The organism is Pseudomonas sp. CVAP#3 (assembly GCF_018986375.1).
Taxonomy (GTDB): domain Bacteria; phylum Pseudomonadota; class Gammaproteobacteria; order Pseudomonadales; family Pseudomonadaceae; genus Aquipseudomonas; species Aquipseudomonas helvetica.
The window spans coordinates 299184-317948 of sequence record NZ_JAHMSC010000003.1 but is presented as its reverse complement, the minus strand read 5'-3'; the positions used below and the strand labels follow the sequence as shown (position 1 = coordinate 317948).

19 protein-coding genes are annotated in these 18765 nt (G+C 58.8%); 10 read left to right on the top strand and 9 right to left on the bottom strand.

Features of this window, described 5'->3' with window-relative positions; genetic code table 11:
- Positions 1-167: 167 nt before the first annotated feature.
- From KRR23_RS07650 to KRR23_RS07640, 3 genes are all read left to right on the top strand, one after another.
- Positions 168-701 carry a gluconokinase gene (locus KRR23_RS07650; RefSeq protein ID WP_216741995.1) on the top strand — a complete coding sequence of 178 codons (534 nt, stop codon included), beginning with the start codon at positions 168-170 and terminating at the stop codon, positions 699-701.
- A gap of 82 nt (positions 702-783) precedes the next feature.
- A complete protein-coding gene (locus KRR23_RS07645) occupies positions 784-2136 on the top strand; it encodes a GntP family permease (protein ID WP_216741994.1) in 1353 nt (450 codons plus the stop codon).
- A 222-nt stretch (positions 2137-2358) separates the two neighbouring features.
- Positions 2359-4062: a glycosyl hydrolase family 18 protein gene (locus KRR23_RS07640; protein WP_216741993.1), complete on the top strand. Its 1704-nt coding sequence runs from the start codon at positions 2359-2361 to the stop codon at positions 4060-4062.
- A gap of 84 nt (positions 4063-4146) precedes the next feature.
- Here the strand turns inward: KRR23_RS07640 and alaC are convergent, their stop codons facing one another.
- The gene (gene alaC / locus KRR23_RS07635) at positions 4147-5352 is read right to left on the bottom strand and encodes an alanine transaminase (protein WP_216741992.1); all 1206 of its coding nucleotides are present in this window, start codon (positions 5350-5352) and stop codon (positions 4147-4149) included.
- A gap of 228 nt (positions 5353-5580) precedes the next feature.
- Between alaC and KRR23_RS07630 the strand changes: the two genes are divergently transcribed.
- The 3 genes from KRR23_RS07630 to KRR23_RS07620 all read left to right on the top strand — a co-directional run bounded on the left by KRR23_RS07630 (position 5581) and on the right by KRR23_RS07620 (position 7620).
- Positions 5581-6243 (top strand): LysE family translocator, encoded by a 663-nt coding sequence (locus tag KRR23_RS07630; RefSeq protein ID WP_216741991.1) that lies wholly within the window; start codon positions 5581-5583, stop codon positions 6241-6243.
- Positions 6244-6309: 66 nt separating this feature from the next.
- Positions 6310-6798: a GyrI-like domain-containing protein gene (locus tag KRR23_RS07625; RefSeq protein ID WP_216741990.1), complete on the top strand. Its 489-nt coding sequence runs from the start codon at positions 6310-6312 to the stop codon at positions 6796-6798.
- A gap of 324 nt (positions 6799-7122) precedes the next feature.
- The gene (locus tag KRR23_RS07620; RefSeq protein WP_216741989.1) at positions 7123-7620 is read left to right on the top strand and encodes a GNAT family N-acetyltransferase; all 498 of its coding nucleotides are present in this window, start codon (positions 7123-7125) and stop codon (positions 7618-7620) included.
- A gap of 86 nt (positions 7621-7706) precedes the next feature.
- On the opposite strand, the gene KRR23_RS07615 is transcribed toward KRR23_RS07620, so the two are convergent.
- Entirely contained in the window at positions 7707-8312 is a 606-nt protein-coding gene (locus KRR23_RS07615) for a pyridoxamine 5'-phosphate oxidase family protein (RefSeq protein WP_216741988.1), read from the bottom strand.
- Between the two features lie 33 nt (positions 8313-8345).
- Complete coding sequence (locus KRR23_RS07610; RefSeq protein WP_216741987.1) at positions 8346-8831, bottom strand: GNAT family N-acetyltransferase; 486 nt, start codon at positions 8829-8831, stop codon at positions 8346-8348.
- 234 nt (positions 8832-9065) lie between these two features.
- Here KRR23_RS07610 and KRR23_RS07605 point away from each other — a divergent pair, with 234 nt between their 5' ends.
- The gene (locus KRR23_RS07605) at positions 9066-9413 is read left to right on the top strand and encodes a YciI family protein (RefSeq protein WP_216741986.1); all 348 of its coding nucleotides are present in this window, start codon (positions 9066-9068) and stop codon (positions 9411-9413) included.
- Between the two features lie 19 nt (positions 9414-9432).
- Complete coding sequence (locus KRR23_RS07600; protein WP_216741985.1) at positions 9433-10668, top strand: RNA polymerase sigma factor; 1236 nt, start codon at positions 9433-9435, stop codon at positions 10666-10668.
- Positions 10669-10710: 42 nt separating this feature from the next.
- On the opposite strand, the gene KRR23_RS07595 is transcribed toward KRR23_RS07600, so the two are convergent.
- Positions 10711-11565, bottom strand: coding sequence for a LysR family transcriptional regulator (locus KRR23_RS07595; RefSeq protein ID WP_216741984.1), 855 nt, complete (start codon positions 11563-11565; stop codon positions 10711-10713).
- 89 nt (positions 11566-11654) lie between these two features.
- Between KRR23_RS07595 and KRR23_RS07590 the strand changes: the two genes are divergently transcribed.
- Positions 11655-12092 (top strand): multidrug/biocide efflux PACE transporter, encoded by a 438-nt coding sequence (locus tag KRR23_RS07590; protein WP_216741983.1) that lies wholly within the window; start codon positions 11655-11657, stop codon positions 12090-12092.
- 46 nt (positions 12093-12138) lie between these two features.
- On the opposite strand, the gene KRR23_RS07585 is transcribed toward KRR23_RS07590, so the two are convergent.
- On the bottom strand, positions 12139-12897 hold the full coding sequence (locus KRR23_RS07585; protein WP_216741982.1) for an SDR family NAD(P)-dependent oxidoreductase: 759 nt from the start codon (positions 12895-12897) through the stop codon (positions 12139-12141).
- Positions 12898-13019: 122 nt separating this feature from the next.
- Here KRR23_RS07585 and KRR23_RS07580 point away from each other — a divergent pair, with 122 nt between their 5' ends.
- Complete coding sequence (locus KRR23_RS07580; protein ID WP_216741981.1) at positions 13020-13916, top strand: LysR family transcriptional regulator; 897 nt, start codon at positions 13020-13022, stop codon at positions 13914-13916.
- Between the two features lie 116 nt (positions 13917-14032).
- Here KRR23_RS07580 and KRR23_RS07575 read toward each other — a convergent pair whose 3' ends face one another.
- The 4 genes from KRR23_RS07575 to KRR23_RS07560 all read right to left on the bottom strand — a co-directional run bounded on the left by KRR23_RS07575 (position 14033) and on the right by KRR23_RS07560 (position 18744).
- Positions 14033-14755, bottom strand: coding sequence for a TylF/MycF/NovP-related O-methyltransferase (locus tag KRR23_RS07575; protein ID WP_103314960.1), 723 nt, complete (start codon positions 14753-14755; stop codon positions 14033-14035).
- On the bottom strand, positions 14752-15618 hold the full coding sequence (locus KRR23_RS07570; protein ID WP_216741980.1) for a hypothetical protein: 867 nt from the start codon (positions 15616-15618) through the stop codon (positions 14752-14754). The genes KRR23_RS07575 and KRR23_RS07570 overlap by 4 nt, the downstream gene beginning before the upstream one ends.
- A 209-nt stretch (positions 15619-15827) precedes the next feature.
- On the bottom strand, positions 15828-17444 hold the full coding sequence (locus KRR23_RS07565) for an inorganic phosphate transporter (RefSeq protein ID WP_216741979.1): 1617 nt from the start codon (positions 17442-17444) through the stop codon (positions 15828-15830).
- A 277-nt stretch (positions 17445-17721) separates the two neighbouring features.
- Entirely contained in the window at positions 17722-18744 is a 1023-nt protein-coding gene (locus tag KRR23_RS07560; protein ID WP_216741978.1) for a transporter, read from the bottom strand.
- Positions 18745-18765: the final 21 nt, after the last annotated feature.

Genomic DNA, 18765 nt, shown 5'->3' with positions numbered 1-18765 from the left:
GATGCGGCTGCAAATGCTTGAGCAGGGTTTGCCTGATCCCTGTTTTTTGGCGTTGGGAAAGAACGTGCTGCAACCCATAAAAATGACAAGAAGGCGTCGGCAATGCCTGCTTTTGCACTAGAGTTTCACGTAGCAAAGGTAGCGCTGTCTGCGCGCTGAGGTGTTACATGAGTCAACCTATCACCGCCCTGGTCATCATGGGCGTGGCCGGCTGCGGCAAGTCCAGCGTCAGCGAAGCCCTGTGCCTGCTCAGCGGCGCAACCGGCATTGAAGGCGATACCTTTCACCCTACCGCCAATATCGAAAAGATGAGCGCGGGTATTCCCCTCAACGACGACGACCGTGCCGGCTGGCTCGACAGCCTGTGCGAGGAGTTGCGTCGCGTCGATGCCTCGGGCGCACGCCCGGTGTTGACCTGCTCGGCGCTCAAGCACAGTTACCGTGAACGCTTGCGCAGCGCCTTGCCGGGCCTGGGTTTTGTGTTCCTCGAGTTGACCCCTGAAGTCGCCGCCGATCGCGTGGCTCATCGTCCGGGGCATTTCATGCCGTCGACCTTGATCGCCAGCCAGTTCGCGACCCTTGAATCGCCCGTTGGCGAGCCACTGACCCTGGCGCTCGATGCCTCGAAGCACAACGTCGATGAACTCGCCCGGCAGGCCCACGCCTGGTGGCTCAGTCATGGTTTGAAACTCGCCGGCTGAGTGTTGCTGCAAGAGATAGCGCTGTCCTGACGGCTTCTGAATAACCCGCTTCAATAACAACAACAAACAGGAGATACCCCCCATGTTTGGCATGTCCCACGAGTCGTTTTTGCTGCTTGATGCAGTGATCACCGTGATTGGATTAATCGTCCTGATCACCAAGTTCAAGCTTCATCCCTTCATTGCATTAATCATCGCCGCGGCTTTTCTCGGGCTGACCTCGGGCATGCCGATTGGCACCATCATCAAGGCGTTCCAGGACGGTTTCGGTGGGGTACTCGGGTTTGTCGGGATCATCCTTGCGTTGGGCACCATGCTTGGCAAAATGATGGCCGAGTCGGGTGGGGCGGATCAGATCGCCCAGACCCTGATTCGCGCGTTCGGCAAAGAGCGCGTGCAATGGGCCATGATGTTTGCGGCCTTCCTGGTCGGTATCCCGTTGTTCTTCGAAATCGGCTTTGTACTGCTGATCCCGCTGGTGTTCATCGTTGCTCGCCGTACCGGGATTTCAATCATCAAGATCGGTATCCCGCTGCTGGCCGGTCTGTCCGCCGTGCACGGTCTGGTTCCGCCACACCCGGGTCCATTGCTGGCCATCGGGGTGTTCGGTGCGGACATCGGTAAAACCATTCTCTACGGTCTGATCGTTGCCCTGCCGACCGCGATCATTGCCGGTCCGATCTACGGCACGTTCATCGCCAAGTACATCCCCGGCCATCCTAACCAGGAACTGGTGGATCAACTGGCTCGCGAGCCGCACTCCAGCACCTTGCCGAGCTTCAGCATTACGCTGATCACCGTGCTGTTGCCAGTGTTCCTGATGCTGCTGAAAACCTTTGCCGACATCGCGCTGCCGGACGGGCATTTCTTCCGCACCTGGATGGACATGATCGGTCACCCGATCTCGGCGTTGCTGCTGGCGTTGCTGCTGTCGCTGTACACCTTTGGGCATCGTCAGGGCATTGGTTCCAAACAGATTCTGAAACTGCTCGACGCCAGCCTGGCGCCAACCGCCGCGATCATTCTGATCATCGGTGCCGGCGGTGGCTTCAAGCAGATGCTGGTGACCAGTGGTGTGGGCGACGTAATCGGCCACATGGCGGTGAGCGCACAGATTTCACCGATTCTGCTGGCCTGGCTGGTCGCTGCGGTGATCCGCGTGGCGACTGGTTCCGCGACTGTGGCGACCATTACCGGTGCCGGCATTGTGGTGCCGGTGGTGGGGATGATTCCGGGCGTGAACCGCGAGTTGCTGGTGCTGGCCACCGGCGCAGGTTCGTTGATCCTGTCGCACGTCAACGACGCCGGCTTCTGGCTGGTCAAGCAGTACTTCAACATGACCGTGGCCGAAACCTTCAAGACCTGGACCGCGATGGAAACCATCCTGTCCGTCGTTGCGCTGGGCTTCATCATGTTGTTGTCGTTGGTGGTTTGATTTATCGCGGTGCCTGCACGTTGTGCGGGTGCCGGACTTACAGCGTCACCAGAGCCGCGAGAGGATGCTGAGTCCTTGTCGCGGCTTTCTTCTTTGTGATCCTCAATCCCTGAATACCACTCGTCGGCACTGTCAACTTTGACAGGTAGGCGCTGTGCCGTGCCCCGCGTAAAAGTTGCTCATGAATTCGTGACTCATTTACGTGTGCAGGGAGAAAACATTATGACCACCAAACAACCAGCTGCATCGCAGGCAAACCGAAAAGTCAGAGTGAGCCAACTTGTTTACGATACGGACCCCGGCACTCTGGTTAACGGTGAAATGTGGGGGGTGGGGGCTGCGGATCTAACCTATCGGCTCAATAACTTTGATCCCACCACGCGAGATGATCAGCTGTCCTATACCCCCGGTCGGATGGCCAAGAATGTCTTCAATCAGTATGAAGACAATGACTACAGGTGTTTTTGCTATTACAGCGACTGGGGTATTGGCGATACGCGTTATGGCAATGGACCTCCTGCGCCGACTCCAGCACTTGCAACGGGAGGTCGTGGAACCGACATCATGCGGCTACTGGGCAAGACCGGAACCTTCGATAAATTTGTGCTTGGATTTGCCGCGATAGTGGGGGACAGAGGGGTCAATCGGCAGGTGATTAATAAGTCACTGACGCGCTGGAAGCTTTCCCCAGCTGTCGATCCTGAATGGCCAACTCAAGAGGAGTTGGATAAGGCAGAGAAAGACTTGGCAGCAACGGCGACGTTAATCGATCCCTGGAATGATGTCGCCGCCTTTATCAATTGCGGTTTCAACGCGTGGAAAAGTAATGAGTATGACGAGCTTTATGACCCCGCCCAAGCACAAGGCGTATTAGGTGCACTTCTTAAACTGAAAGCAGCCAATCCGGGCCTGGAAATTTCCCTGAGCCTTGGCGGTTGGTCAATGAGCCATGCCTTTTATGAGGTCGTGAGAGACCCGGTCAAGAGAAAACGCTGTGTCGATACGATTGCAGCCATTTTTCAAAAATGGCCCATGTTCGGCGGAATCGATATCGACTGGGAGTACCCATCGGTATCTGGGAGTGAGCCGCAACCTGATGAAACGTGGGAGGGCAACCTATACGATGTCGATGACCCCGCTTACTTCGCGGTACTGATCAAGGAAGTTAAAGACAAACTGGTTGCCATCGGGCGAGCGGATGTACAAATCAGCATTGCGGCCATTGCCGATCCGGTCAAATTGGCCAAGTCCAACATCCCACTGCTGATTCAGGCCGGTCTCGATGGCATCAATCTCATGTGTTATGACTTCTTCGGTACGCCCTGGGCGCTAAAAATCCAACACCATTGCAATCTGTACCGCAGTAATCCCGCTGATATTACCGAGAACTCGGCGCATTCAGCGGTGCAGTACCTGCTGGGGTTGGGCGTGCCGTCAAAAAAGATTTTTATCGGCTACGCCGGTTATAGTCGAAATGCTCAGCAAGCCGTGCTGACGAGCGTGTCACCTCTGGTGGGGACGTATAGCCAGAAGCCGGGGGCGAACACGACGCCAGGCTGTTTTGAACCGGGCATTACCGAATGGCCCGGCGCGATGAAGCATTACCTGGATTTGGAAACGAAGCAGCCTCTGAGTGGTTTTACCTTGTACACCGACAAGAACGCGGATGCGGACTTTCTCTACAACCCAACGACCAACGTGTTCATTTCTCTGGATACACCCCGTACCGTCAAAGCCAAAGGCGAGTACGTGGCTGAATGGAAACTGGGAGGGCTGTTTAGCTGGATGGGGGACCATGACAACGGCATGTTGAACAACGCTGCATGTGAAGGGGTGGGCCGTACGCTGAAAGGTCCGGCCGTTATTGACATGGCACCTTTCTACTACGAAGGCGCGACTGAGTTGCCGCCCCCACCACGGCGTTAACCATCAACTACCCGATACGAAAATGCCCCCGTGAGCGCAATACACTCACAGGGGCATTTTTGTTCTATTCAGAAAACCGCGAAATCAACCCGCCGCCGCATCCGCCCTGAACATCCCGCGAATCCCGCGGACTGCCTGACGAATCCGGTCCTGGTTTTCGATCAGCGCGAAGCGCACATGATCATCCCCGTATTCACCAAACCCCACTCCCGGCGAAACGCAGACCTTGGCCTCGGCCAGCAGTTTCTTGGCGAACTCCAGCGAACCCAAGTGCGCGTAGGCTTCAGGGATCTTGGCCCAGACGTACATCGAGGCTTTCGGGTTTTCGACCATCCAGCCCAGTTCATGCAAGCCTTTGACCAGCACGTTGCGACGTTGACGATACTGCTCGGCGATGTCTTTGACGCACTGTTGATCACCTTCCAGCGCGGCGATGGCCGCCACTTGCAGCGGGGTGAAAGTGCCGTAGTCGTGGTAGCTCTTGATCCGCGCCAGGGCGTTGACCAGTTCCGGGTTGCCGACCATGAAACCGATCCGCCAGCCGGCCATGTTGTAGCTCTTGGACAGGGTGAAAAACTCCACCGCGATGTCCTTGGCGCCCGGCACCTGCATGATCGACGGGGCTTTCCAGCCGTCGTAGACGATGTCGGCGTAGGCCAGGTCATGCACCACCAGCACGTCATATTGTTTGGCGAGGGCGATCACCCGCTCGAAGAAATCCAGTTCGACGCACTGCGCGGTCGGGTTGGACGGGAAGCCGAGAATCATCATCTTCGGTTTCGGAATCGAGCCGCGAATGGCCCGCTCCAGCTCGGCGAAAAAGTCCACGCCGGGGATCAGCGGCACCGAGCGCACTTGTGCGCCGGCAATCACTGCACCGTAGATGTGGATCGGGTAGCTCGGGTTCGGCACCAACACCGTGTCGCCCTGATCGAGGGTGGCGAGCATCAAGTGCGCCAGGCCTTCCTTGGAGCCGATGGTGACGATGGCTTCGCTTTCCGGGTCGATGTCGACCTGGTAGCGATCCTTGTACCAATTGGAAATCGCCCGGCGCAGACGCGGAATACCCTTGGAGGTGGAGTAGCCGTGGGTGTCTTCGCGCTGGGCGACGGTCACCAGTTTCTCCACGATGTGTGGCGGAGTGGCGCCGTCAGGATTACCCATGCTCAAGTCGATGATGTCTTCGCCACGACGACGGGCGGCCATCTTCAGCTCGGCAGTGATATTGAACACGTAAGGGGGGAGTCGATCTATGCGCGCAAAGCGGCGCGGCGAACCTTGTTCGGCCATTGTTGCCTCGATAACGTAAGCGCCCGGAACCGTCCGAGCGACGCTGGCCACTGCGGTGGCCTGTGGCGGAAGATAAGGGCGCCGATGGCCAATTGTCTAGTGGCGAGATTCAACTATTTTCCATGACACTGTTGATCGCACACGCAAGTTTTCGCCATCAGCCAACGCGCGCACGCTTCTTGCAGAAGTTGGCACTTACTCAACGACCACTTTTAAACGAGATGAAAAATGGAGTTTTCCAGCGGATTTTTGCTGAGCCTTTCGCTGTGCCTGGACATCGGCGTGGCCAACATTGCGATGATCACACTGGCCATGCAACGCGGGTATTTTCAGGGTTTTGCGTTGGGGCTCGGCACCTGTGTCGGTGACCTGATTTACGCGGTGCTGGCGCTGGCGGGCATGACGGTGCTGTTGCAGTACTCGGCGGTGCGCTGGGTGTTGTGGGTCGGTGGTTCGGCGTTGCTGCTGTACTTCGCGGCGAAGATGATTTACTCGGCGATTTATCACAGCGCCGTATTGGCAGAGGCAGGTGAAGTCAGTGCCGGTTCCCATCGGCGGGAGTTTTTCCGTGGGATTTTTCTGGCAATGTCGTCGCTCAGTGCGATTCTCTGGTTCGCCGCGGTCGGCGGTACGCTGATTGCCCGTTCCGGGGGCGGTAGCCTGAGCAATGCTGCACTGTTTCTGGCAGGATTCTTTTGCGCCGGGCTGCTGTGGTGCGTTGCCCTGTGCCTGGCGGCGACCCAGGGTGGCAAGCTTCTGGGTGACAAGCTGCTGCGCTACTCTTACCTCGTATCTGCAGCGATCTTCTGTTATTTCGCGGTCTACGTTATCGTTTCTGGCTATCAGGAGTTTATCGTTCCAGCCGCTGTTGCAGAACTTCCGGGCCTTTGACTGGGGGAATCCGGTTTGGCTTCTATACTTGTAGCCGAACCCACCTTCAGTTGCAGGAGTTGATTCATGGACGATCCAAAAAACGGCGTGGACGCTGGACCGCGCTTCGAAACGGGGCATTTTATGCTGATCGCCGGACTTGGCGGGCGGTTTAGAGAGGACACCACCGAAGGTATTCCCAAGCTCTGGGATAAATTCGTACCGCACATCGGTAACGTTCCAGGGCAGATCGGGGAAGTAACCTACGGCGTCTGCTGCAACCCGGACGGTAAAGGTGGGTTTGAATACATTGCGGGTGTCGAAATCAGCAAGCTCGATGACCTGCCAGAACTCTACCGCTGGATCGAAATACAGCCGCAGCACTATGCGGTGTTCAAGCACGAAGGTGCGCTAGACACCCTGCCGCAAACCTTTGAGTACATCTGGAAAACCTGGTTGCCAACGTCGGGTTACGAGGCCGCCGATGCCCCGGAGTTCGAGCGCTACAGCGACGACTTCAACCCGAAGCTCAATACCGGCGTGCTGGAAATCTGGGTGCCGCTCAAAACTGCGTGAAGGGGTTGAGAGGCGGCGCACTCAAGCGCCGCCGCCTCCAGGCATCTGCACTATTTGTCTTTGCTGATTCGCCGCGCTCGCAACACATCGATCGTCAGCGTGATAAAGCCAAAAGCACTGATGGTGAACAGCATAAGAAGACCAACCTGAACGCTACTCATGGTGAGTTTCCCTCTTCATGGCGAAAGACAGGAACAAGCAATAGCCCGAACCTTGCGCGAAAGAAAGCCGCTATACGAAGGCTTTACGGGCTTGCAAATGATCGATATGCCGTCCTTATTAATTTATGATTTGCTCCCTCTTTTTCGCTGATCGAGCCACGCCATGAACTCCCCCACGACTGTCATTCGCCAGGTCACGCCGGCTGATCTTGATCGCTGTTTCGCCATCGAAACCCAAGCCTATGAAGGTGATGAAGCGGCCACTCACGAGAAAATCGCCACACGGATTGCCACCTGGCCGCAAGGTTTTATCGTGGCCGAGGTCGACGGTGTCGTCGCCGGGTTTATCAATTCGGGGGCGGCGTATCAGGTAGAAATGGCGGATGAAGCCTTCAAGGAAATGATTGGCCATGACCCGGATGGCCCGCAGGTGGTGATCATGTCGGTGGTGGTGCACCCGGACTTTCAAGGGCTGGGGCTGGCGAAGCGCTTGATGGCCGAGTTCATTGTCCGCATGCGTGATTTGGGCAAAATCCGCATCAACCTGATGTGCAAGGAACGGCACATACCGCTGTATGCCGGGTTTGGTTTCGTCTACCTCAACGTGTCCGCATCCGACCACGGCGGCATGGCCTGGCATGAGATGGCGCTGGATCTGTAACGTCCACTACAGATTTTGCGCCGAGCGCCCGTTCTGCCAACGCCTCATATCCCCTGTAGGAGCCTCGACGTTGGAGATGGCGATTCTCAATAAAGGCTGTCGTGCAACCTGACAGGCGCTTCCCGATCATACGCCTCGGCATCGAACTGGCTGTCATTCAGGCGCTTGTGAAAGGCGCCTGCGGTGGGCAGGGCCGAGCGGTCCAGGTACTTTTCCGGGTTCCACAAATCCGAGCGGACGATAGCCTTGGAACAATGGAAATAGGCGGCTTCGACCTCCACCAGAATCACCGTACGCGGCGGTTTGCCGTTCACCGCAAAGCTTTCCAGCAGAGCGGGCTCGGCGCTGATCCGCGCGCGGCCATTGACCCGCAATGTCTCGCCAATCCCCGGAATGATGAACAGCAACGAGATCCGCGAATCGAGAACGATATTGCGCAAGGTGTCGATGCGGTTATTGCCCGGGCGGTCGGGGATCGCCAGGGTTCGCTCATCGATGATCCGTACGAAACCCGGCGTATCGCCACGCGGTGAACCGTCCATGCCGTCGGGGCCGACCGAGCTCAGGATGACCAGCGGCGAGGCGCGCACCATCGCTTGGTAATCGAGGTTGAGAAAGGGGATTTCCTTGCGCACGGCGCGGTCGTGAGGGCGGCCGTAAATCGCTTCAAGTTGTTCGATAGTGGTCAGCATTGTTCACTTCATCCATGAAAGGTTATCGGGTGTTCAGAATGCCAGGGCCATGCGCCGCTCATAACCGATCCGGCCTTTGTAGGCGTTACCGCTGTCGACCCAGCCTTGCTTGAGATAGAGCCCGAGCGCCGATTCGTTGTGCGCATCCACCGACAGCTCCAACCCCTTGATCTCTGGCCAGGCCTGGCGTGCAGCAAGTGGCAGGGCCTTCATAAGTGCGCTGCCATAACCCTTGCCCTGGTGGCGGTGATCGACCTGTAGCGCGTGCAGGGTCGCGGTGTCTTCATGGGCCCAGTGCGGCAGGAACGGCGGACGCTTGAGCAGCAGGAACGCTACCGGGATCTCGTCGACGAGCAGGGCAAAGCCCTTGATGCCGTCACGCGGTGCTGACAACAAGGTGTGCAGGGCCATGTCGATATCGCCGGAGAATTGCTTCTGCCGGTCAGGGATCTCAATGGCTTCCAGTTGCTGGCATTGAGCGGGTGTCAGCTGTTCGTAGGGAACGAGTTGGGTGATCACTGGCGGTGTCCGTGGTCCGACAAAGGTGAACTGTGGATTTTAGCCAGTTTGTCTCTTCGACATTTATTTTATTTGAGCGGTCGATTTGGCTTGTCGCCAGACGACTAAGCGTGTCTTCACACAAAAAGCCCACTGATGTTCAGACGCTGTTCAAGCGGCCACCCTGATCGTCGGGATTTTCGCCAAATGCTCAATCTGCAGCCATAGTTGATCAGCCTGATGACGGAGAGTCCTATGAAATACCTATGCCTGGTCTACAGCGACGAACAGCTCCTGCATGCCTCGCCCGACAGCCCCCATGATGCCGAGTGCATAGCCTACGCCGAGTCGGTTCAGGGCAGCGGCCGGATGCTCGCCGCCGAGGCGCTGGAATCCGTTCAGACCGCCACCACGGTGCGTATGCGCGGCGGCAAGCTGTCGATCACCGATGGCCCGTTCGCCGAAACCAAGGAGCAACTGGCCGGTTTCTACCTGATCGATGCGAAGGACCTGAACGAGGCCATTCAGGTCGCCGGCAACATCCCGGCAGCCCGGGTCGGCAGCGTTGAAGTACGACCCGTCCGTGAGTTGAACCTAGGGTGATTACAGGCATGACAAACTGATGCCGGGCGAGTCGGTCAAGGCGCTGGTCGAGGCGGTTTATCGCAACGAATCGCGGCGCATCCTCGCCACGTTGATTCGCTTGCTGGGGGATTTCGACCTTGCCGAAGAGGCTTTGCATGAAGCCTTCTTTGTCGCAGTCGAACGCTGGCAGCGCGATGGCGTGCCCGATAACCCACGCGCCTGGCTGGTGTCGACCGGGCGTTTCAAGGCCATTGACGGTTTGCGTCGTCGGGCGCGATTTGCGGCCTCCCAAGCGGCGTTGGTGGCACAGCTGGAAGAGCTCGAAGAGACCGACTGGAGTGCTGAGGATGTGGAAGACGATCGCTTGCGGCTGATCTTCACCTGCTGCCATCCGGCCTTGGCGGCGGATGCGCAGGTGCCGTTGACGCTGCGCGAAGTCTGCGACCTGACCACTGAGGAAATCGCCCGGGCGTTTCTCGTTGCACCGTCCACCATCGCTCAGCGCATCGTGCGTGCCAAAAGCAAAATCCGTGACGCGAAAATCCCCTATCAAGTGCCTTCCGTTGCCGAACTGCCCGAGCGCCTCGACAGCGTATTGCGGGTGATTTACCTGGTGTTCAACGAAGGGTATTCGGCGTCGGTCGGCAGCGAGCTGACCCGCGAAGACCTGACCCGTGAAGCGATCCGTCTCGGTCGCTTGCTGATGGAGCTGTTGCCGGAGGCCGAAGTGATGGGGCTGTTGGCGCTGATGCTGCTCAATGAATCGCGACGCCCGGCCAGAACCTCGGCGTCGGGTGAATTGATCGTGCTCGATGAGCAGGATCGTTCGCTGTGGAATGCCCAGATGATTGCCGAAGGCTCTGCCTTGATCGAACGCGCGCTGGGCACGCGTGGCTTTGGACCTTATTGCCTGCAAGCAGCAATCTCGGCGGTGCATGCCGAGGCCGCAACGGCCGAGCAAACCGACTGGCCGCAGATTGTCGGGCTGTATGACGTGTTGCTGCGGGTGCAGCCTTCGCCGGTGATTGAACTCAATCGCGCGGCGGCGCTGTCCCGGCGCGATGGGCCGCTGGCGGGGTTGACGCTGGTCGAAGTGATTCTGCAGCGAGGCGAGCTGCTTGACTATCACCTGGCCCATTCGGCGCGCGCCGAGTTCTGTCGGCAACTGGGACGTGTTGAAGAGGCGAGGGCGGCTTATTTGCGCGCCCTTGAATTGACTCGGCAAGCGCCGGAGCGACGGTTTATCGAGCGGCGGTTGAGTGAGCTCAAGTGATTTTCGCGACCCCTCCTACGGGGGGGGGCTGTGATTTTTTGATCACTCCAGCATCTTGGCCAGCAACCAGCTTCCCGCCGGCCCCGGCGGATGCAGGCGGGACCAAAGGGCGTCAACCGACACCGGTTTTGGCCAGCCGCGGACCTTGAGTTCCTGCAACGAGCCCGCTCCAAAACGCCCGACCAACCAGCGCGGCAAGGGCGCCCAACCAAAACCGCCTTGGGCCATTTCCAGCAGCATCAGGTAACTGGGCGCCGACCAGACCCGGCCTTGGGCACGGGTTTCGTAGGGATTGATGATGGTTGCCAGGCGCAATTCACGGTGCTGCTGCAACGTTTCCTTATCGACCTTTTGCAGCGCCGCCAGCGGATGTTCGGTCGACACGAACAAGGCAATTTCCGTGCGCTCGTCGACCGTCGCGCTGTTCAGGTCGGCTGGGTAGTCGGACTGCATTTCGGCGAAGGCAATATGCGCGCGCCCGCGTTGCACCAGGGCGATCAAATCGTCGCACTCGGCAATCAGGCATTCGAGTTCCAGGTCTGGATAACGCTGCTCGAAGTCACTCAACGCGGCTTCAAAACGATCGGACTGGTAGGTGTCGGAAATCGCCACCGTCAGCTTCGCCTCAACGCCTTGGGACAGCTGGGCAGCGCTCATTTCCAGGCGGCTGGTGGCGGCCAGAATGTCTTCGGCGCGTTGCAGCATGACATGCCCGGCCGAGGTCAGGCTGGGCTTGCGGCTGCTGCGATCGAACAGTGTCACGTTCAGGTCGATTTCCAGGCTGGCGACCGCCGCACTGATGGTCGACTGGCTCTTGCCGAGTTTGCGCGCCGCCGCAGAAAACGAGCCTTGGGTCGCAGCCTGGACGAACGCCAGCAGCACTTCATGTGAGGCCATGAACTATCGCCTTGATCGATGGTTATTGGTTATGAAGTATCGGTGTGGTGGTAGATGATGGCAACCACATTCACCCAGGGAGCTTGATGATGAGCACCAACAAATCCTTTACCGAACGTGTTTTTCAGGCCATTGGCTTCGAGCTGCTGGCGGTCATGCTGTGTACACCGTTGCTGGCGTGGCTGATGGACAAGCCGATGGTCGAGATGGGCGCCGTGACCATTGCCATCGGTCTGATCGCCTTGGCCTGGAACGTGTTGTTCAACGGTTTGTTCGACCGTCTGCTCAAGCGTCTGGCGCTTACCCACAGTGCCGCTACCCGAGTCGTGCACGCCTTGCTGTTTGAAGGGGGGCTGGTGGCGGTCAGTGTGCCGCTGATTGCCTGGTGGTTGAACGTCAGCCTGTTGCAGGCGTTGATTCTGGACATCGGGGTGTTGCTGTTTTTTCTGCCATACACCTACGTCTACCACTGGGTTTATGACGTGGTGCGTGAGCGACTGGTAATGCGTGAGTCTTGCGAGGGATAAAAGCCAAGATCGTCCGAACTGCGTCCGGACGATCTTTTGATCCTGATTACAAAAACATCCCGCCCGAAGCTTCGACCCGCTGGCCGTTGATCCATTGGCCACCCGGCGCCAGCAGTAGCGCAATGGCGGCGCCAATGTCGTCAGGTTTGCCGGCGCGACCCAGCGCCGTATTGCTGGCCACCAGTTGATTGATGTCCGCGTTATCGCGCACCGCACCGCCGCCGAAGTCGGTTTCGATGGCGCCCGGTGCCAGGATATTCACCGCAATGTTGCGCGCGCCGAGTTCCTTGGCCTGGTAGCGCGTCAGCACTTCCATCGCCCCTTTCATCGCTGCATAGGCGCCGTAACCCGGCAGGCTGAAGCGGGTCAGACCGCTGGAAATATTGATGATCCGGCCACCGTCATTCAGCAGCGGCAGCAGGTTTTGGGTCAGGAAAAACGGCCCCTTCAGGTGAATGTTCATCAGCAAATCGAACTGCGCGACCGTGGTGTCGGCGAAGTTCGCGTGCACGCCGACCCCGGCGTTGTTGATCAGAAAGTCGAAGTGCTGGCGATCGAAGTGGTTTTTCAGGACCTTCCCGACCTCTGCGGCGAACGCGCCGAAACCTTCACTCCGACCGACGTCGAGTTGCAGCATGGCGGCGCGACCACCAAGGCTTTCGATCTGTGCGACCAGCGCCTGGGCTTCATCGGCGCGGCTGTTGTAGGTGCCGATGATGTCGATGCCCTGAGTCACCAGGTGCAGGGCGGTGCTTTTGCCGAGGCCACGACTGGCGCCGGTGATCAATGCGATTTTGCGGTTCATGGGACGTTCTCCAGAGCAGTGAGTGATGATGGGAGAAAGTTTATTTATCCGCCTTGTGGTGATAAACAGGCTTTAATCGGAATCACTGGTCGGAATAACCGAACAATAAAGAGTGGCCCCCCATGAACAAGCTGGAACTGTTGCGCACCTTCGTCCGGGTCAGCGAAATGTCGAGTTTCACCCTCGCGGGCGAAAGCCTCGGCTTACCCCGTTCTACTGTTTCCGAACACGTCCAGGCCCTGGAAGCCCTGCTCGGTACACGCCTGCTGCAACGCACCACGCGCAAGGTTCAGGCGACTCAGGACGGGCTGGTGTTGTACGAGCGGAGCAAGGATTTGCTGTCGCACATGGATGAAATCGAAGGGCTGTTTCGCCAGGACGAAGCCTCGCTGACCGGGCGGATTCGCATCGACATGCCGAACATTCTGGCGCGTCGGGTGGTGATGCCGCGCCTGCCGGAGTTCATGGCTCGGCACCCTCATCTGGAACTGGAAATCAGCAGCACCGACCGCCGGGTCGATTTGCTCAGCGAAGGGTTCGATTGCGTGGTGCGGGTCGGCGCGCAACCGGATCAAACGGTGGTCGCTCGTCACCTGTGCGACTTTGCCATGGTCAATTGTGCCAGCCCTGCCTATCTGCAGCGCTATGGTGTGCCGCAGCGTCTTGAAGACCTGGCTCAGCATCGGCTGGTTCATTACGTCGGCGTACTGGGGGCGCGCTCGGAGGGTTTTGTGTACGAGGAGGAGGGCACGCTGCATCGAATGCCGATGACCGGCAGTGTGACGGTCAATAATACCGACGCTTACGAGTCCGCGTGTCTGGGTGGTTTCGGGTTGATCCAGGCGCCGCTGATGGGGATGCAACCGTACCTGCTCAGTGGTGAATTGGTGGCGGTCTTACCGCAGCTGAGCGCACCGTCCCTGGAGGTTTCGCTGCTTTACGCCCGGCAACGGCATATGCCATTGCGCGTACGGGCATTCATGGACTGGCTGGGGCAGGTGATCCAGGCAACCCACTGACTTGTAGGAGCAGAGCTTGCTCGCGATGGCGATCGTACAGTCAACCGTTGCGTTGAATGTGAAATCGCTATCGCGGGCAAGAGCTAGGCGCCCCCCCGCTCCTACGAGGTTATGCGTCAGATGTGGAAGTAACCCACGCAGGAATCGAACGGCAGGCGCTTGAGTTCGATCTTGTTCAGGTCGAACACTTCGCGCAGGGCTTTGGTTTCGCCCGGGAAGTTGCGATAAGCGACTTCGTCCAATACCACGATGGCGCCTTTTGGCATGTACGGCAGGAAGGTTTCCAGCGCGACTTTGGTTGACTCATACAGGTCGGTGTCGAGGATCAGCATCGCCACGACCAGGTCCGGACGGGTCTTGACCCACTCCGGTGCGGTCTTGCAGATATCGCCCTTGACCAGTTCGCAACGCGGGATGCGGTTGACCGGACGCAGCAGGTCGTTGGCGTCGATCATGTCCTGGATCAGCGACTGGTCGGTGTCGGAGAACATGGTCTCGTTGACGTCGGCCGGGTCTTCGTCCTTGTTGATGCTCTGGAAGCCTTCGAAGGTGTCGAAGCCAACGATCGAACGGTTGATCGCGTAGGGTTCCAGGATCATCGACAGGTGCATGTAAAGCATCAGCGAGTTGCCCTTGTACACGCCGCACTCGATGATCGCGCCCGGGATTTCGGCGACCTTCTTGAACAGCTCCATGCGCGACAGCGCAGCGGTCACGCCGATGCGATTGGCGAACACGTAAGGGGCATCGGCCACGTACTCGGCGTCGACCCGCTTGAGAACGCCAGCGCGGGTTTCGTTGTATTGGGCCTCGGCAGGCGTAATGCGACGCTTGGTCATGATTGGATTCCTTGGAAATTCGAGAAGTCGTGGGCGTGGAAATAGTCTTTGAAACCGGCGCCGACATCCGGGCACGCGCTGTCGACGTTGATCGCGCCGCGCTTGTGCTTCAGGTCGTCAAGATGCATCAGGCGGAAGTCCACGCTGAAGCGGGTTTGTTCGGTGTAATTGGGAACCGTGCCGTGCAGGTGTGAACCCGAGAAAATCAGCATGTCGGCGGTGTTGCCGGCAATGCGGATCTCGGACGCCGCGTCGATGTCCTCGGTTGGCACCGGGTGCTGACGGGCTTCTTCCTTGACGTTGTCCTTGGCGCGCTGGCGTTGCACGTCGATCCAGTCGGAGAGGCTCCACTGCGCCGAAGTGTTTTTCACCGGCTTATCGAAGTACGCCGGGTTGATCATCATGGTCTGGTCCGGCTGGATCGTGTAGACCGGCATCCAGGTGTTGATCTGGCAGTCGACGCCACCGTACCAGGTGTCGCGATGGGGTTTGTAGGCGTAGCTGACGCCGGCATGCAGGTAATCGTAGTTGGGCACGACGCGAATCCGCGGCACGTCGAAGATGAACTCTTCAGGGGCTGCACCGATTTCTTCGGTGAAACCACGGATCAACTCTTTGGCCCGCATGCTATTGGTGAATTGGCCTTTGAGTCGGGTCACCAGCACCACGAACTCTTCCACCGGCATCAGGCGGTGCAGGGCCTGGTGGTCAGTCTCGCCGTCAAACGCGGCGGTGATGCTTTCCTGAGCGAAAGCACAGAGTTCTTTCGCTGCGTTGAGCTGGGTGTTCAGGAAGATATCGCCAGCGTAGATGGCGCTTTTGAAGTCAGCTTTCTTCTGAAGCTGATTGATGTACAGATTCACGGTTCCCCCTCCTGAATGCATCGGGTCTCTTAAGAGTCGGCACCAAGGTAACAAACTGAAGCCCGATCCAGCGGGTGCTGAACCAATTAGTGCTTAATCCACTGATTTTGCGACGAAATGCCTGTCGAGTGAGCGCGCCGCTGATGGCTCTTATAAAAAAACTCCCGAACCGATTGCCCGGTCCGGGAGTTTTTTACGTGTTGTCGGGTTCAGAACAGTTGGGTGAACAACCAGTACAGACTACCGGACAGCAGAATCGCCGCCGGCAAGGTCAGCACCCAGGCCATCAGCAGGTTGCGGATGGTCTTCATCTGCAAGCCGCCGCCGTTGGCCACCATGGTTCCGGCCACGCCGCTGGACAGCACGTGAGTGGTCGATACCGGCAGGCCGAACATGTCCGCCGCGCCAATGGTCAGCATCGCCACGGTTTCTGCCGAGGCGCCCTGGGCGTAAGTCAGGTGGGTCTTGCCGATCTTTTCACCGACCGTGACCACAATGCGCTTCCAGCCGACCATGGTGCCCAGGCCCAGGGCAATCGCCACGGCGATTTTCACCCACAGCGGAATGAAGCGCGTGGCGTTGTCGATCTGCTGTTTGAACAATTGCAGTTTGCCTGTGGTGTCGGCATCGAAGTCGCCGACCTTGTTCTTGTCCATCAGGCGAATGGTTTCGCTGGTCAGGTACATGTCGTTACGCACGTTGCCCATGGCTTGCGCCGGAACGTTGGCGAGCGAGCCATAACCTTTCACTTCGTTGCCGATGTTGCCCGCCAGGGCGGCGAGGGCAGGGATCAATTGCGGTGTCGCTTCCTTGCTGCGCACGTATTCGGACAGCACCGGGCGCGGGTCGGCCGGGGCCGGTAGCGGAGCACTTCTGACCAACGCTTGCTGGGTCACTTCGGCGACGGCGGCGAATTGCAACGCCTGGTCGGCCGGCATGGTGCGGTTCAGTGCATAGGCCATCGGCAGGGTGCCGACCAGAATCAGCATGATCAGGCCCATGCCTTTTTGGCCATCGTTGGAGCCGTGGGCGAAGGACACGCCGGTGCAGGTCAGGATCAACATCCCGCGGATCCACCACGGTGGTGGAGTGTTGCCTTTCGGTGCTTTGTACAGCGCACGATTTTTGACGAAGACGCGCAGGGCCAGCAGCAACAGCGCGGCAAATACGAAGCCGATCAGTGGCGACAGCAGCAACGCGTAACCGACCTTGGTGGCCTGTGCCCAGTCGACGCCGCTGGTGCCGTCGCGGCCGTGCATCAACGCATTGGCGACGCCGACGCCGATGATCGAGCCGATCAGCGTGTGGGACGACGAGGCCGGCAGACCCAGCCACCACGTGCCGAGGTTCCACAGGATCGCCGCGATCAGCAGGGCGAAGATCATCGCGAAACCGGCGGATGAACCGACTTGCAGAATCAGCTCCACCGGCAGTAAGGCGATGATGCCGAAGGCTACGGCGCCGCTGGACAGCAACACCCCGAGGAAGTTGAAGATCCCCGACCAGACGACCGCAAAATGTGCGGGGAGCGAATGGGTGTAAATCACCGTTGCCACGGCGTTGGCGGTGTCGTGGAAGCCGTTGACGAACTCAAAACCCAAGGCAATCAACAGCGCCACACCCAGCAGCAGAAACGGCGTCCAGGTGGTCACCGTGGTGCCGAGGTCATGCATGTCGTGTATCAGGCTGTAGGCGGTGAATAGCAGCCCCATGGCCAGCACTGCGAAAAACACCACGGCGGTCAATACACCGGGTTTTTTATCGAGTTGCGGGCCGGCACTGCTGGCGGGGGCGTTGGAGGCAGTGGTCAAGGAAGGCGTAGCCATGGCCGGACAATCCTGTGTCAGGGAGGAGTGCCGGTCATGATCATTGCTGAATGTTACAGCGAGACTGCTTTGGGTCAGTGTTTGGTTAATTGCCGAACTGTTGATTCGCTTGAGAACCTGTGGCGAGGGAGCTTGCTCCCGTTCGGCTGCGAAGCAGCCGTAAATTGGGTAAATGGGGTGTGTCTGGGGAAAACAGGTGGCCGGTTTCAGGGTTGCTCCGCAACCCAGCGGGAGCAAGCTCCCTCGCCACAATGGATGTGTACCCTGAGGCGTTGGATCAATAATCCGCTCGTTTGCGAAACGCCCAACGCCCGGCCAGCACGGTGAACGTCGCGACCAGTGCCACCAGAATCCAGAACCCTTCCGGGTCGCCGGCAAGGGGAATCCCGCCGACGTTCATGCCGAAGAAACCGGCAATGATGTTGATCGGCAGCGCCAGCACCGTGACCACGGTCAGGGTGAACAGCGTGCGGTTACTCTGCTCGTTGAGGTTGGCGGCGATCTCTTCCTGCAACAGCTTGATCCGTTCGCCGAGCGCCGTGAGGTCGTTGATGATCAGCGCGAACTCCTCGGTGGATTTGCGCAGTTCCTTGACGTCCTCTTTTTGCAACCATTGCGGCGGACGGTTGAGCAGGCGCAGCAACGAACCCGGCTCCAGCGCCAGCAACCGTTGCAAGCGCACCAGCACTCGGCGATTGGCGCCCAGTTCGGCACGGTTGGTGGACAGTCGCGATGACAGCAATTCATCCTCGATCTGGTCGACACTCTGGCTGGTCTTGCGCACGATTTGCGTCAGCACTTCGCCCTGGTCGCGGAGCAAATGCACGAGCAGTTCCAGTGGCGAACGAAAGCATTCGCCGGCCTTGACCGAGGAGCGCAGCTTGTCCACCGAGTGCAGGGGTTGCAGGCGTGCGCTGATGATCAACCGACTGCGGGCGCAGACCCAAAGGGTCGAGACGTCTGACGACACCATGCTGCTGAGGTTGAACACCACGTCGTTGACCACTGCCAGCAGCGCTGAATCGACGTGCTCGATGCGCGTCGAGCGCGAGCCTTCATGCAAGGCTTCGAAAAATTCTTCCGGCAACTCCAGGTGCGCTTTCATCCAGCGCTCGCACGCGGCGTGGGCGAGGTTCAGGTGCAGCCAGAGGAACTCGTCCTCGGCGCCCGGTTGTTGCAGCAGTTGCAGCGCCTTGGCCGAATCGATCTCGCGACCGCGCTCGCCGGGGCGAAAACTGAAACCGTAGAGCAGGCCGAACAGGTCAGAATCGCGGTGGCGTTGATCGATGCTGTGGTTCATGGAGTCTCGCTGAAGGGAGGC

What these genes read in the sequence shown, in the direction of transcription:
- KRR23_RS07650 (WP_216741995.1), top strand. Translation starts at nt 168, where the DNA reads ATGAGTCAACCTATCACCGCCCTGGTCATCATGGGCGTGGCCGGCTGC.
- KRR23_RS07645 (WP_216741994.1), top strand. Translation starts at nt 784, where the DNA reads ATGTTTGGCATGTCCCACGAGTCGTTTTTGCTGCTTGATGCAGTGATC.
- KRR23_RS07640 (WP_216741993.1), top strand. Translation starts at nt 2,359, where the DNA reads ATGACCACCAAACAACCAGCTGCATCGCAGGCAAACCGAAAAGTCAGA.
- alaC (WP_216741992.1), bottom strand. Translation starts at nt 5,352, where the DNA reads ATGGCCGAACAAGGTTCGCCGCGCCGCTTTGCGCGCATAGATCGACTC.
- KRR23_RS07630 (WP_216741991.1), top strand. Translation starts at nt 5,581, where the DNA reads ATGGAGTTTTCCAGCGGATTTTTGCTGAGCCTTTCGCTGTGCCTGGAC.
- KRR23_RS07625 (WP_216741990.1), top strand. Translation starts at nt 6,310, where the DNA reads ATGGACGATCCAAAAAACGGCGTGGACGCTGGACCGCGCTTCGAAACG.
- KRR23_RS07620 (WP_216741989.1), top strand. Translation starts at nt 7,123, where the DNA reads ATGAACTCCCCCACGACTGTCATTCGCCAGGTCACGCCGGCTGATCTT.
- KRR23_RS07615 (WP_216741988.1), bottom strand. Translation starts at nt 8,312, where the DNA reads ATGCTGACCACTATCGAACAACTTGAAGCGATTTACGGCCGCCCTCAC.
- KRR23_RS07605 (WP_216741986.1), top strand. Translation starts at nt 9,066, where the DNA reads ATGAAATACCTATGCCTGGTCTACAGCGACGAACAGCTCCTGCATGCC.
- KRR23_RS07600 (WP_216741985.1), top strand. Translation starts at nt 9,433, where the DNA reads ATGCCGGGCGAGTCGGTCAAGGCGCTGGTCGAGGCGGTTTATCGCAAC.
- KRR23_RS07595 (WP_216741984.1), bottom strand. Translation starts at nt 11,565, where the DNA reads ATGGCCTCACATGAAGTGCTGCTGGCGTTCGTCCAGGCTGCGACCCAA.
- KRR23_RS07590 (WP_216741983.1), top strand. Translation starts at nt 11,655, where the DNA reads ATGAGCACCAACAAATCCTTTACCGAACGTGTTTTTCAGGCCATTGGC.
- KRR23_RS07585 (WP_216741982.1), bottom strand. Translation starts at nt 12,897, where the DNA reads ATGAACCGCAAAATCGCATTGATCACCGGCGCCAGTCGTGGCCTCGGC.
- KRR23_RS07580 (WP_216741981.1), top strand. Translation starts at nt 13,020, where the DNA reads ATGAACAAGCTGGAACTGTTGCGCACCTTCGTCCGGGTCAGCGAAATG.
- KRR23_RS07575 (WP_103314960.1), bottom strand. Translation starts at nt 14,755, where the DNA reads ATGACCAAGCGTCGCATTACGCCTGCCGAGGCCCAATACAACGAAACC.
- KRR23_RS07565 (WP_216741979.1), bottom strand. Translation starts at nt 17,444, where the DNA reads ATGGCTACGCCTTCCTTGACCACTGCCTCCAACGCCCCCGCCAGCAGT.
- KRR23_RS07560 (WP_216741978.1), bottom strand. Translation starts at nt 18,744, where the DNA reads ATGAACCACAGCATCGATCAACGCCACCGCGATTCTGACCTGTTCGGC.